We start from the raw sequence: 13,119 nt of genomic DNA, 5'->3' as shown, positions 1-13,119 counted from the left end.
TATCGACAGACATCGAATCAGTGGGTCCATGCCCTCCCGACCGCCCTGGAGAACGTGATGAGCGAGAGCACGCCCGCCGCCCTGCCGACCGTGATCATCGGCGCCGGCCCCATCGGCCTGGCCGCCGCCGCCCACCTCGTCGTGCGCGGCCTCGAACCGCTCGTCCTGGAATCCGGGCCCTCCGCGGGCAGCGCGGTGCGCGACTGGTCGCACGTGCGCCTCTTCTCCACCTGGGCCGAAGTGGTCGACCCGGCCGCCGAGAAACTGCTCGCCCCCACCGGCTGGACCCATCCCGACCCGGGCACCTACCCCTCGGGGGGCGACTGGGCGGACGCCTACCTGCAACCGCTCGCCGAGACCCTCGGCGAGAAGGTCCGCACCGGCGCGAGGGTCACCGGCGTCTCCCGGTCCGGCCGCGACCGCATCGTCGACGCCGACCGCGAGACCCAGCCCTTCGTCGTCCACGTCACGTACCGCGACGGCCACGAGGAGCGGATCTTCGCCCGCGCCGTCATCGACGCCTCCGGCACCTGGGCCACCCCGTCCCCGGCGGGCGGCAGCGGCCTGCCCGCCCTCGGCGAGCGCGCCGCCTCCGACCGCATCACCTACCGCGTCCCCGACCTCGACGACCCTGCCGTACGCGCCCGTTACGCGGGCAGGCGCACCGCCGTCATCGGCTCCGGCGCCTCCGCCTTCACCGCCCTGGCCCATCTGGCCGACCTCGCCAAGACCGCGGACGGCGCGGGCACCAAAGGACTGTGGATCCTGCGGCGCGGCATCGGCGGCTCCACGTTCGGCGGTGGCGAGGCCGACCGGTTGCCCGCCCGCGGCGCCCTCGGACTCGCGGCGAAGGCCGCCGTCGACGACGGGCACGCGGACGCTGTCACCGGCTTCCGCACCGGCGCCGTCGAGCGGACGGCCGATGGACGCCTGGTCCTGGTCGCCGAGGACGGTCTGCGCCTCGACCCGGTCGACGAGGTCATCGTGCTCACCGGCTTCCGCCCCGACCTGACCTTCCTCGGCGAACTCCGTCTGGGCCTCGACGAGCGCCTGCAGGCACCCGTCGAACTGGCACCGCTGATCGACCCCAACCAGCACTCCTGCGGCACCGTCCGCCCCCACGGCCACCGCGAACTGTCCCATCCCGAACAAGGTGTCCACCTGGTCGGCATGAAGTCCTACGGCCGCGCCCCCACCTTCCTCGCCATGACCGGTTACGAGCAGGTCCGCTCGGTCGTCGCCGCCCTCGCAGGGGACGAGGAGTCCGCCGACCGCGTCGAACTCACCCTCCCCGAAACCGGCGTGTGCGGCGGTGCCGGCCTCTTCGACACCGCGGACACCACCCAGGAGGCGACGGGCGGCTGCTGCGCCCCGGCCCCCGCCCTGATCCGGCTCGGCGCTCCCGGCACCGTCCGGGCTCCCGCTTCCGGCGGCTGCTGACCCGCACCACGACCACGCCACCCACCACGACAGGAGGACTGCCATGTCCCGTGTGCAACTGGCTCTGCGCGTGCCCGACCTCGACGCCTCGGTCGCCTTCTACCGCAAGCTGTTCGACACCGAGCCGGCCAAACTCCGCGACGGCTACGCCAACTTCGCCATCGCCGAACCCCCGCTCAAGCTCGTCCTCATCCAGGGCGAGGCCGAGCACGAGACGCGCATGGACCACCTCGGTGTGGAAGTCACCTCCTCCGAAGACGTCCACGCGGCCACCGCCCGCCTCGCCGGCCGAGGGCTCGACACAGCGGTGGAGCGCGACACCGTCTGCTGCTTCGCCCTCCAGGACAAGGTGTGGGTCCACGGCCCCGGCCGGGAACCCTGGGAGGTGTACGTCGTCAAGGCCGACGCCGACACGCTCGCCGAGCAGCCCCGGAGCACGTGCTGTACCGGCCCGGACGAATCCGCGGCCGCCGGTACCGGCTGCTGCTGACCCGTCCGCCGGCCACCTCGACCCCGGCGGCTCCCGGCCGGCCCCGGGGGGCATCGCTACGGGCCGGTACAGTGAGCAGGTCGTCATCACACCCGTACGGGGGGAAGCCGGTGCAAATCCGGCGCTGACCCGCAGCCGTGTGCCGCCCCGTTCCCGCTGGGCGGCGAGCCGGAACGCCCCGTACGGAACGTGACCGGCTCGCGTCACCGGGACCGCCGGTGACCGGCACCGTCGAGGCATACGGAGCCGAGCCGCCCGGGGTTCCGGGCTGCCCGGCCGCTCCCCCCGCAGGGCGAGCCGAAGGGGCACCCCCGTCGGCGAGCCGATGAGTACAGAGAGGCACCCGCCGATCATGTCTGTCCGCCGCAGCGCCGTGGTCCTGGCCGCCACCGCCGTGATCGGCACGGCGTTCGCGCCGACCGCCCTCGCCGACGAGTCACCCTCCCCGTCCCCGTCCGCTTCGTCCTCCGCCTCGCCCTCCCCGTCCCCGGCGCTCCCCTCAGGCCTGTACGGCAGCACCGACCCGACGTACGACGGTGTCTGGCGGCAGTCGCTCGCGCTGCTCGCCCAGCACACCGTGGGCGTGCGGCCCGCCGCGAAGGCCGTCGACTGGCTCACCGGGCAGCAGTGCGCGGACGGCGGCTTCGCGGCCTACCGCGCGGACCCGGCCGCGAAGTGCGACACCAGGACGCAGGCCGACACGAACAGCACCGCCGCCGCCCTGCAGGCCCTGGAGGCGCTCGACGCCGACGACGCCGTGAGCGGCGCGGCCGTGAAGTGGCTGAAGTCCGCGCAGAACGAGGACGGCGGCTGGGGCTACCTCCCCGGCGGGGCCACCGACACCAACTCGACATCCGTCGTGATCGGCGCCCTGGAGGCCGCCGGCACCGACACGCAGGACCTGCGCTCGAAGGACGACCGGACGCCGTACGACGCCCTGCGCGGCCTGTCCGTCCCCTGCGACGAGGACGGCGCGGGCGCGTTCGCCTTCCAGCCCGACAAGAAGGGCGGGCTCGCGGCGAACGCCGACGCCACCGCGGCGGGCGTCCTGGGCGCGCTCGGCGAAGGCCTGGCGGCGGACGCCGAGGACGACGGGGGATCCGCCGGGAAGTCCGCCGGGGCCGCGAAGTGCGCGGGCGGCGACTCCCCGACCGCCGGGCAGGCGGCGGCCAACGGCGCCGGGTATCTCGCGGGCGCGGTGGCGAGGACCGGCTACCTGAAGTCCGCCCTCGCGGGCGCCGAGGACCAGCCCGATCACGGCAACACCGCCGACGCGGTCGTCGCGCTGGCGGCGGCGGGCCGGACGGCCGACGCCGGCAGGTCCCTGGCCTGGCTGAAGAAGGAGTCGGGCGACTGGGCGGCGCGGAGCGGCCCGGCCGCGTACGCGCAGCTGATCTTCGCGGCGCACGCCACCGGAGCGGACCCGCGCGACTTCGGCGGCGCCGACCTGGTGAAGCAGCTCGGCGCGACCGGCCCGGCCGCCGAGGCCACCGGCACATCGGCCGCCGACAAGGGCGACAAGGACAACGAGGACGGCAAGGAGGACGAGGACGGCGACGGCGGGGTCAGCGTCTGGTGGATCGTCGGCGTCGGCCTGGTCGGCGGCATCGGCATCGGCTTCCTCCTGAGCGGCCGCACCAAGAAGCAGCAGCCGTGACCCGCGGCCGCCCGGCCCTGCTGGTCCTGGCCCTGGTCCCGGCCCTCCTGCTCGCCGTGCTCGGTGCGGCGGGGCAGGCCCGGGCGGCCGGCTACCGCTACTGGTCCTTCTGGGACCGCGAATCCGCCGCCGGCACGTGGGTGTACGCGACGCAGGGCCCGTCGACCGCGCGGCCCTCCGACGGCGACGTCCAGGGGTTCCGCTTCTCGGTGAGCGAGGACTCGAAGGACTCGGCGAAGCCGCGCGGGAAGGCCGGCTTCGCGGCCGTCTGCGCGGGGACGCCCGCACGCGAGGGGACGAAACGGGTCGCCCTCGTCCTGGACTTCGGTACGGCCGCGGACGCGCCGGCCGGTTCGACACCGCCGGACCCGAGCCCGCGCACGGTGTGCGCCCGCGTCGACGAGGACGCGACGACCGCGGACGCCCTCGCCTCCGTCGCCGAGCCGCTGCGGTACGACACGAACGCCCTGCTGTGCGCCATCGCCGGCTACCCCCGCACCGGGTGCGGCGAGCCGGTGTCGGACGACCGTCCGGAGGCCACCGCCCCGCCCCGCGCGGTGAGCGGGTCCGGGGGCGATGGCGGGCCCTCGGTGGGCCTGGTGGCCGGGATCGCCGCCGTGGCCGTACTGGCCGCGGCCACGGTCTGGCGGGCCCGCCGACGCCGCGGCTGACGGGACACGCACCATGACCACCGGCGAGAAGGTCCGCCCGGGCCCGGCAGGAGTCCTGCGACGACTGCGTGCCCCGCGCGCGACCCGTACCAACGCCCTCCACCCCGGCGCCTGGTGGATCTGGGCCCTCGGGCTCGGGACCGCCGCGTCCCGGACCACGAACCCCCTCCTGCTCGCCCTCCTCATCGGCGTGGCCGGTCACGTGGTGGCGGCGCGCCGGACGCAGGCCCCCTGGGCACGCTCCTACGGCGCCTTCGTGAAGCTCGCGCTCACCGTGCTCGGCATCCGGCTGGCCTTCGCCGTCCTCCTCGGCTCACCCGTTCCTGGTACGCACACCCTCGTCACCCTTCCCGAACTCCCGCTCCCCGACTGGGCGCAGGGCATCCGCGTGGGGGGCCGGGTCACCGCCGAGGGCCTGGTCTTCGCGCTCTACGACGGCCTGAAACTCGCCGCCCTGCTCATCTGCGTGGGCGCCGCGAACGCCCTCGCGAACCCGGCCCGCCTCCTCAAGTCCCTGCCGGGCGCCCTGTACGAGGCGGGCGTGGCCGTGGTGGTCGCCCTCACCTTCGCCCCGAGCCTGATCGCGGACGTCCAGCGACTGCGCGCGGCCCGGCGGCTGCGCGGCCGGCCCGACCACGGCGTGCGCGGCCTGCTCCAGGTCGGGCTGCCGGTCCTGGAGGGCGCGCTGGAACGTTCGGTGGCCCTCGCCGCGGCGATGGACGCGCGCGGTTACGGCCGCTCCGCCGAAGTGCCGCCCGCCGTCCGCCGGACCACCGCCGCGCTCACCCTGGGCGGTCTGGTCGGGGTCTGCGCGGGCACGTACGGCCTGCTCACCGCGGAGGGCGGCAGCTACGGCGTGCCCGTGCTGCTCGCCGGACTCGCCGCGGCCCTCGGCGGCCTGTGGCTCGGCGGGCGCCGCTCGCTGCGCACCCGGTACCGGCCGGACGCGTGGGGCGTACGCGCCTGGCTCGTCGCCGCGTCCGGCGCGGCCGTCGCGGGGCTGCTGATCCTGTACGCCGCCCACGACGCGTACGCCGCCGCGGCCCTGCATCCCGGCGTCGTCCCGCTGACGGCACCGACGCTTCCGCTGTGGCCCGCGGCTGCGGTCCTGCTCGGCCTGCTCCCGGCCTTCGTCGCCCCGGCACCCGACATCGCACAAGACACCGGCAAGGAGCCTTCATGATCCGCTTCGAGGACGTCTCCGTGACGTACGACGGGGCGGCCGGGCCCACCGTCCGCAACATCGAACTGACCGTCCCGGAGGGCGAGTTGGTGTTGCTGATCGGACCGTCCGGGGTCGGCAAGTCGACGCTCCTGGGCGCGGTGGGCGGACTGGTCCCGCACTTCACGGGCGGCACCCTGCGCGGGCGCGTGACGGTCGCGGGCCGTGACACCCGCACGCACAAGCCCCGCGAGCTGGCCGACCTGGTCGGCACGGTGGGCCAGGACCCCCTCTCCCACTTCGTCACGGACACGGTCGAGGACGAACTCGCCTACGGGATGGAGTCGTTGGGCCTCGCCCCCGACGTGATGCGCCGCCGCGTGGAGGAGACCCTGGACCTGCTCGGCCTCGCCGACCTGCGCGACCGCCCCATCGCCACGCTCTCCGGCGGACAGCAGCAGCGGGTCGCGATCGGCTCGGTCCTCACCCCGCACCCCCAGGTTCTGGTCCTCGACGAGCCGACCTCGGCCCTCGACCCGGCCGCCGCCGAGGAGGTGCTCGCCGTCCTGCAGCGCCTCGTCCACGACCTCGGCACGACGGTCCTGATGGCCGAACACCGCCTGGAACGCGTCGTGCAGTACGCCGACCGCGTCGCCCTCCTCCCGTCGCCGGGCGCCCCGCTGACGCTCGGCACCCCCGCCGAGGTCATGGCGGTGTCCCCGGTCCACCCGCCGGTGGTGGCCCTGGGCCGGCTCGGCGGCTGGACACCCCTGCCGCTGACGGTCCGGGACGCCCGGCGCAGGGCGGGCGCCCTGCGCGAACGCCTGGAGGGGCTCCCGTACGGGGGGACGGGCGCCCCCGGCCCCGCAGCCCCGCCGGTACGGGTGCCGGAAGGCGGTGCGACGGAGGGTGACGCGGCGAAAGGCGAGGCGGCGGAGGGCGGTGCGCCGGCCTCCCGCCGCCCACGGCTCTTCCGGAGGCGCCCGGCCACGACACCCGGCACCACCGGCCCGGCCGGTACGACCGACGCGACCGGCACGACCGCCGCGCCCCACCCGGCGGTGGTCACCGGTCTCGCCGTCCGCCGGGGCCGCACCGAAGTGCTCCACGACGTCGACCTGACCGTCGCCCCCGGCGAGACCGTCGCGCTCATGGGCCGCAACGGCGCCGGCAAGTCGACCCTGCTCTCGGCCCTGGCCGGCCTCGTCCCCCCGTCGGCCGGCTCGGTCCGCGTGGGCGGACTCCGGCCCCACCGCACGGCGCCCGGTGAGCTGATCCGCCACGTCGGCCTCGTACCGCAGGAGCCCCGGGACCTGCTGTACGCGGACACGGTGGCCGGCGAGTGCGCGGCGGCGGACGCCGACGCGGGCGCCGGGCCGGGCACCTGCCGGGCCCTGGTGTCGGAGCTGCTGCCGGGCATCGGGGACGGCACTCATCCGCGGGATCTGTCCGAGGGCCAGCGGCTCACCCTGGCCCTGGCGGTCGTCCTGACGGCCCGGCCGCCCCTGATCCTCCTCGACGAGCCGACCCGCGGCCTCGACTACGCGGCCAAGTCGCGCCTGGTCACCCTGTTGCGGACGCTCGCGGCCGAGGGCCGTGCCATCGTCCTGGCCACCCATGACGTCGAGCTGGCCGCCGAGCTCTCCCACCGGGTCGTGATCCTCGCCGACGGCGAGCCGGTGGCCGACGGCCCGACGGCCGAGGTTGTCGTCGCCTCCCCGTCCTTCGCGCCGCAGGTCACCAAGGTCCTGGCCCCGCAGAAGTGGCTGACCGTGTCCCAGGTGCGCGAGGCGCTGGGCGAACCCGGGCCGGCGGAAGGGGCGCATCCATGAGCGCCCGGCCCCGGCCCCAGGCGCGTCCCATCCGGCTGGGACCCCGTTCCGTCGCCGCGCTCGTCCTGGTCGGGGCGATCGGTCTCGCCGCGCTCACCTGGCCCTTCTTCAGCGGTCCGACCTCGCAGGTGGGCGCGCACGCGCAGGACGCGCCCTGGCTGTTCGCCGGGCTGCTGGTGCTGCTGGTCGGGGTCGTCGCGGCGACGATCTCCGAATCGGGCCTGGGCCCCAAGGCGGTGGCCATGCTCGGGGTACTGGCCGCGACCGGGGCCGCGCTGCGGCCGATCGGCGCCGGTACGGCGGGCATCGAGCCGATGTTCTTCCTGATGGTGCTGAGCGGGCGGGTGCTGGGGCCGGGGTTCGGCTTCGTGCTGGGGTCGGTCACGATGTTCGCGTCCGCGCTGCTCACGGGCGGGGTCGGGCCGTGGATGCCGTTCCAGATGCTCTCCATGGGCTGGTTCACGATGGGCGCGGGGCTGCTGCCGGGTCCCGACCGGCTGCGCGGCCGGGGCGAGCTGGCGATGCTCGCGGCGTACGGCTTCCTCGCGGCCTTCGCGTACGGCACGTTCATGAACCTGGCCGGATGGCCCTTCATGGACGCGCTGTCGTCGAACGTCGCCTTCGACGCGCGGGACGCGGTGCACACCAACCTGGCCCGTTTCGTGGCGTACTGCCTGGCCACCTCGCTGGGCTGGGACCTGGGCCGGGCGACGGTGACGGTCGTCCTGACGCTCACCCTGGGCGCGACTGTCCTCAAGGCGCTGCGCCGGGCGACGCGGCGGGCGGCCTTCGAGACGCCGGTCACGTTCGAGGAGCCGGACGGCGCGGCGCCCGTCACGCCGCTTCCGTGAGCCGTCCCACAGGACCTTGGTCCTCAACTAGGCGCGATCGTAGGACATAAGCCTGTCATGCCCATGCACTAATGGCCTCTGACCTGCGAATGGAGAGCCACCTCACACAGGGACCTTTCGCCGGGGATACGACCACAACTAGCAAAAGGGGTCATTGCGGACGCGCCGCGACCCTGGTTCATTGGAGGAGTCGCAAGGCGCCGACGTGCCCCTCCGGGTCTCGGCGCCGCCGCATGTCAGGACCCCGCCGGAACCGGCGCCCAGGACGTACGAGCGGCCCCCCGTCCCCGTAGAAAAGGTTCTCCGTGCCCTTCTCCACCCGCATCCGTCCGCTCACCACCCCGAAGAAGGCCCTCACCGGCGCCGCCGTGGCGGCCGCCACCGCCGGCATGGTCCTCGCGGCGGGCCCCGCCCAGGCCGCGGCCCCCACGGTCGCCTCCTCCGCGTCGGCCAGGACGATCGCGCAGAAGATGATCCACGACGACGCCCAGTACAAGGCGTTCTCGAAGATCGTCGAGCACGAGAGCGGCTGGGACGTCGATGCCACGAACGCCTCCTCGGGCGCCTACGGCCTGGTGCAGGCCCTGCCGGCCTCGAAGATGTCCTCCGCGGGCGCCGACTGGAAGACCAGCGCGAAGACCCAGATCAAGTGGGGCCTCGACTACATGAACTCCCGCTACGGCAGCCCGGTCGGCGCGTGGAACTTCTGGCAGGCCAACGGCTGGTACTGAGCCGGCCCGACGGCGCCCGGGAGGCACCGTCACGACTCCCCCGTACGCGAAGGCGGCGGTCCTCGATCCCCGGGGCCGCCGCCTTCGCCCTGTGCGGCACCCGCGCCGGGCCGGGAGTGTCCACTTCGCGGGCGACCCGGCCATCGTCTGCAGCGAGGACTACGGAACGGGGCACCCGACCGCTGATCCGGACGCGGTTGAGGGGCGATCGCTCCGTACCACCTTCGCCGTACGCGACTCGAAGAACCCGGCGGGGCCCGTCCGCACGCTCGACCCCGCCGCGTTCACCACCTTCCTCGACTGGACGGCGACGACGGCCCGTCAGAGCCGCTCCTCCTCCTGCGCTACGGCGTATCCGGGTACCGAGGGCCAGCGCACGGTCAGTACCACCGACTCGTCCTCCGCGACCCAGGAGTGGCCCACCCCCTCGCCCCAGACGACGTAGTCGCCCTGTTCCTCCAGCAGCACGCTGCGGCCGGGGAACTCCAGGCGGAAACGGCCCGAGACGAGGACCAGGAGGGCGGTGCGCACCTCGCCCTCCACCCACTGCGCCCGCCGTTCGCCGCGCGGGTGGACGCCCCACTTCACCTCCAGGGCCTGGCTGTGGCGGGGATCGCCGGGCTCCTTGAAGTGCCCGAGCAGCCATCCCCGGTCCAGCGCCGCGTCCTTGCCCGCGTTGCCCACGTACACGCCGTCGTCCACGGGCCCGCTCACCGGAGGGCCTCGTGCAGCAGGCGCGCGGCGACCGCCGCGCCGTCGGTGTGGATCCTGGCCCCCAGTGCCTCCGCCCGTGCCCGCGTCTGCGGTGCCAGGACCGTCTTGACCGCGACGTCCAGGTCGTCGTCGGTCAGGGTCGCGCCGTCGAGTGCCGCGCCGACGTCCAGGGCCGCCACCCGGCTCGCCCAGTACGGGTTGTCCGCCAGCTGGAGAGGCACCACCACCTGTGGCGCGCCCGCGCGGGCGGCCGTCACCGTCGTGCCGGCGCCGCCGTGGTGCACCACGGCGGCCACCCGGGGGAACAGGCTCTGGTGGCTGACCTCGCCGACGGCGAAGCAGTCGTCCCGGTCGCCGGCCAGGTCCAGGCCGGCCCAGCCGCGGGAGACGAGTACGCGGTGGCCCTGCGCGCGGATCGCCTCGACGGCCCTGCGGGCGATGTCCGGCGCCGGGGTCATGCTGCCGAAGCCGACGTAGACCGGCGGGGTGCCCGCGTCCAGGAACGCCGACAGGTCGGCGGGGAGGGGACGTTCGTCCGGCAGGAACCACGCACCGGTCTGGGTCACGTCGAGGCCCGGGGTCCCGCGCCACGCCCCCAGGACCGGGTCCGCCGCCAGCCACGGCCGGTCGCTGTAGACGTGGTCGCGGACGTTGTCCACCGGGGGCAGGCCGAGCGACGCCCGGTGGCCGTTGAGTGGTTCGCGGAACTGCGCGTTCACGTTCTCGGCGTCCAGTCCCCACAGCGCCAGGTTGTCGCTCGCCGCCGGCTCCGGCCAGCCCGGCCGCGGCGGCGGCGCATGGTAGGGCGACGGCAGGTTGACCGCCGCGTAACACGTGTACACGTACCGGATGCCCGCGGCCTCGGCCACGGACCGCGCGGCGATCTGCGCCAGCCCGGCCGCCACCAGCGCGTCGCATCCGTCGGCCGCCGCGGGGAAGATGTCGAACTGCGCGTCGAGCATCTCGGCCCGGTACCGGGCCAGGTCCGCCGCCGACGGCACACCCGCCCCGCGCATCAGCTCCTTCACCGGTGGCCCGACCGGCACCAGGTCCACACCGAGACCGGCCAGCCGGCGCGCGAACTCCTCGTCGGGCGGGGCGCACATCCGCACCTGCACGCCGAGTTCCCGCAACCGCACCGCGAGCGCGACCAGCGGTTCGACGTCGCCCCGCGTGCCGTACGTGGACAGCAACACCCGCATTCCGCAACCTCTTTCGTTCCGTCACTGACTGTGTCGTCGACTGCGATGCGTCGGCCCCGGCGGGTGCGCGGCAGCAGTGTACGACGCACGGTGCAGGCCGCGACGGTGATCCACGATCACCGGGACGCCGGGAACCGGAGCCCGTTTTGCCCTCTCGCGTGGGCCGCCCTCAGTGGCTACGGTGATCGCCAACGTGCCTCCCGGGGCCGACGACGCGGCGTCGGCCCCGGCCCTTCCGCACCCACCCGCACCCGCCGACGCGTGCGAGGTTCCCGATCGTCGACACGGCCCACTCCCCCACGACACGACCTGACGACCTGACGGCCTCACGACCTGAGAGCGACTCCATGGATAGTTCGTCCGTGCCCACCCCTGACGTCTCGGTCATACTGCCCTGCGCCGGATTCGGAACGCGTTTCGGGGCGCCCTACTCGAAGGAACTGCACTGCCTGGCCCCCGGGGTCACCGTGCTGGACCGCAGCCTGGAAGCCGTCGCCGAACTGGCCAGGAGCGGACTCGCCGTACGCCTGGTCGTCGTGTTCGAGACGCACAAGCTGGACACGGTGAGCTATCTGGCGCGCTACGCCCAGACCTTCCAGATCGTCTTCGTCTACCAGGACCAGTCCTCGCAACCGGAACTCGACGGGGCGATCCGGTCCGCCCTGCCGATGACGCACGGACAGGTGGCCCTCGTATTGCCGGACATCGTTGTCACGGGTGCGGGCAGCTCCGGCAGCCTGCTCGCCGCACTGCGGCACACGGAGACGGCGGGCTGGAGCGTGGTGGCCGCCGAGGAGCGGAACCCCGACATACTGCGGCAGATGGGCGCGCTGGCCCTGGCCGGGGGAGACGGCGGCCAGGGCGACGGCGACGGCGTCAGGACGGTCGGGGCGGCCGTCGACAAGCCGGCCGACCCGTCTGCGTACAACGCGTTCTGGGGCATGGTGGCGGTCACCGAGGAGAACGCGCACCGGCTGCCGGATGTGGTGCGCAAGGGGGCGGACAGCCCTCTGGTCGGCGCGGCGGCCGTGCTGGTGGAGGGCATCACCAACTACAACACCGTGGAGGGCTGAGGCCGAAAACAGGAAACAGAAGGCAGAAGGCAGAAGACAGAAGGCAGGAAGCGGGAAGCGGGAAGCGGGAAGCGGGAGGCGGGAGGCGGCCTACAGCCGCTGGATGATCGTCCCCGTCGACAGCGCCCCGCCCGCGCACATCGTGATCAGCGCGAACTCCTTGTCCCGGCGCTCCAGTTCGTGCAGCGCCGTGGTGATGAGCCGCGCCCCGGTCGCCCCCACCGGGTGGCCCAGCGCGATCGCGCCCCCGTTCACGTTCACCTTCTCCAGGTCCTGTCCGAAGACCTGCGCCCAGCTCAGCACCACCGACGCGAACGCCTCGTTGATCTCGACGAGGTCGATGTCCTTGAGGGTCATGCCGGCCTTGCCCAGGACCGCCTTCGTCGCGTCGATCGGGCCGTCGAGGTGGAAGTGCGGGTCGCAGCCGACCAGCGCCTGCGCCACGATCCGGGCGCGCGGGCGCAGCTTCAGCGCCCGCGCCATCCGCTTGGACGCCCACATGAGCGCGCAGGCGCCGTCGGAGATCTGGGAGGAGTTGCCCGCGGTGTGGACGGCGGTGGGCATGACCGGCTTCAGGCCCGCCAGGGCCTCCATCGACGTGTCGCGCAGTCCCTCGTCGCGGTCGACCAGCCGCCACATGCCCTGCCCGGCGCCCTGCTCGTCCTCGGTGGTCGGCACCTGTACGGCGAACGTCTCGCGCTTGAAGCGCTCCTCCGACCAGGCGGCAGCCGCCCGTTCCTGCGAGATCAGGCCCAGCGAGTCCACGTGTCCGCGGGTCAGCCCGCGACGGCGCGCGATCCGCTCCGCCGCCTCGAACTGGTTCGGCAGGTCCACGTTCGCCTCGTCGGGGAACGGCTTGCCCGGTCCGTGCTTCGACCCGGAACCCAGCGGCACCCTCGACATGGCCTCGACGCCGCAGGAGATCCCGATGTCGATCACGCCCGCCGCGACCAGGTTGGCGACCATGTGCGAGGCCTGCTGGGAGGAACCGCACTGGCAGTCGACCGTGGTCGCCGCCGTCTCGTAGGGCAGGCCCATGGTCAGCCAGGCCGTGCGCGCCGGGTTCATGGACTGCTCGCCGGCGTGCGTCACCGTGCCGCCGACGATCTGCTCGACGCAGTCCGCGTGGATGCCGGTACGGCCGAGGAGTTCACGGTAGGTCTCGCCCAGCAGGTAGGCGGGGTGCAGGTTGGCGAGCGCGCCGCTGCGCCTGCCGATGGGGGTGCGCACGGCTTCGACGATCACGGGTTCCGCGGCCATGGGGAGTCCTCTCCTCGGGTCACCCGCGCGGCGCGG

12 protein-coding genes, 1 pseudogene and 1 riboswitch are annotated in these 13,119 nt (G+C 74.2%); of the genes and pseudogenes, 10 read left to right on the top strand and 3 right to left on the bottom strand.

Annotated features, from left to right (window positions below):
* The first annotated feature begins 57 nt into the window (after nucleotides 1-57).
* The 9 genes and pseudogenes from QFZ75_RS26965 to QFZ75_RS26925 all read left to right on the top strand — a co-directional run.
* Entirely contained in the window at nucleotides 58-1,440 is a 1,383-nt protein-coding gene (locus QFZ75_RS26965; protein WP_307540893.1) for an NAD(P)-binding domain-containing protein, read from the top strand.
* 43 nt (nucleotides 1,441-1,483) lie between these two features.
* Nucleotides 1,484-1,930: an ArsI/CadI family heavy metal resistance metalloenzyme gene (locus QFZ75_RS26960; RefSeq protein ID WP_307540891.1), complete on the top strand. Its 447-nt coding sequence runs from the start codon at nucleotides 1,484-1,486 to the stop codon at nucleotides 1,928-1,930.
* Nucleotides 1,931-2,030: 100 nt separating this feature from the next.
* Nucleotides 2,031-2,109: riboswitch (cobalamin riboswitch) on the top strand.
* 173 nt (nucleotides 2,110-2,282) lie between these two features.
* Nucleotides 2,283-3,587 (top strand): prenyltransferase/squalene oxidase repeat-containing protein, encoded by a 1,305-nt coding sequence (locus QFZ75_RS26955; RefSeq protein WP_307540890.1) that lies wholly within the window; start codon nucleotides 2,283-2,285, stop codon nucleotides 3,585-3,587.
* On the top strand, nucleotides 3,584-4,258 hold the full coding sequence (locus QFZ75_RS26950) for an SCO2322 family protein (protein WP_307540889.1): 675 nt from the start codon (nucleotides 3,584-3,586) through the stop codon (nucleotides 4,256-4,258). The genes QFZ75_RS26955 and QFZ75_RS26950 overlap by 4 nt, the downstream gene beginning before the upstream one ends.
* Nucleotides 4,259-4,271: 13 nt before the next feature.
* Entirely contained in the window at nucleotides 4,272-5,441 is a 1,170-nt protein-coding gene (locus QFZ75_RS26945) for an energy-coupling factor transporter transmembrane component T (RefSeq protein WP_307540887.1), read from the top strand.
* On the top strand, nucleotides 5,438-7,252 hold the full coding sequence (locus QFZ75_RS26940; RefSeq protein WP_307540886.1) for an ABC transporter ATP-binding protein: 1,815 nt from the start codon (nucleotides 5,438-5,440) through the stop codon (nucleotides 7,250-7,252). Before QFZ75_RS26945 ends, QFZ75_RS26940 begins: the two co-directional genes overlap by 4 nt.
* The gene (locus QFZ75_RS26935; protein WP_307540884.1) at nucleotides 7,249-8,103 is read left to right on the top strand and encodes an ECF transporter S component; all 855 of its coding nucleotides are present in this window, start codon (nucleotides 7,249-7,251) and stop codon (nucleotides 8,101-8,103) included. The genes QFZ75_RS26940 and QFZ75_RS26935 overlap by 4 nt, the downstream gene beginning before the upstream one ends.
* 305 nt (nucleotides 8,104-8,408) lie before the next feature.
* On the top strand, nucleotides 8,409-8,834 hold the full coding sequence (locus QFZ75_RS26930) for a transglycosylase SLT domain-containing protein (RefSeq protein ID WP_307540883.1): 426 nt from the start codon (nucleotides 8,409-8,411) through the stop codon (nucleotides 8,832-8,834).
* A 91-nt stretch (nucleotides 8,835-8,925) separates the two neighbouring features.
* Nucleotides 8,926-9,123: pseudogene (locus QFZ75_RS26925) on the top strand (DUF397 domain-containing protein); the annotation flags it as partial.
* Between the two features lie 32 nt (nucleotides 9,124-9,155).
* Here the strand turns inward: QFZ75_RS26925 and QFZ75_RS26920 are convergent.
* Nucleotides 9,156-9,536: a signal peptidase I gene (locus tag QFZ75_RS26920; RefSeq protein WP_307544810.1), complete on the bottom strand. Its 381-nt coding sequence runs from the start codon at nucleotides 9,534-9,536 to the stop codon at nucleotides 9,156-9,158.
* A gap of 8 nt (nucleotides 9,537-9,544) precedes the next feature.
* Nucleotides 9,545-10,750 (bottom strand): glycosyltransferase, encoded by a 1,206-nt coding sequence (locus QFZ75_RS26915; RefSeq protein ID WP_307540881.1) that lies wholly within the window; start codon nucleotides 10,748-10,750, stop codon nucleotides 9,545-9,547.
* A 362-nt stretch (nucleotides 10,751-11,112) separates the two neighbouring features.
* On the opposite strand from QFZ75_RS26915, the gene QFZ75_RS26910 reads away from it, so the two are divergent.
* Complete coding sequence (locus tag QFZ75_RS26910) at nucleotides 11,113-11,823, top strand: hypothetical protein (protein ID WP_307540880.1); 711 nt, start codon at nucleotides 11,113-11,115, stop codon at nucleotides 11,821-11,823.
* 90 nt (nucleotides 11,824-11,913) lie between these two features.
* Here QFZ75_RS26910 and QFZ75_RS26905 read toward each other — a convergent pair whose 3' ends face one another.
* Nucleotides 11,914-13,083, bottom strand: coding sequence for a steroid 3-ketoacyl-CoA thiolase (locus QFZ75_RS26905; protein WP_307540879.1), 1,170 nt, complete (start codon nucleotides 13,081-13,083; stop codon nucleotides 11,914-11,916).
* Nucleotides 13,084-13,119 lie beyond the last annotated feature (36 nt).

The organism is Streptomyces sp. V3I8, assembly GCF_030817535.1.
GTDB lineage: Bacteria > Actinomycetota > Actinomycetes > Streptomycetales > Streptomycetaceae > Streptomyces.
This window is presented reverse-complemented; position numbering and strand designations above follow the sequence as displayed.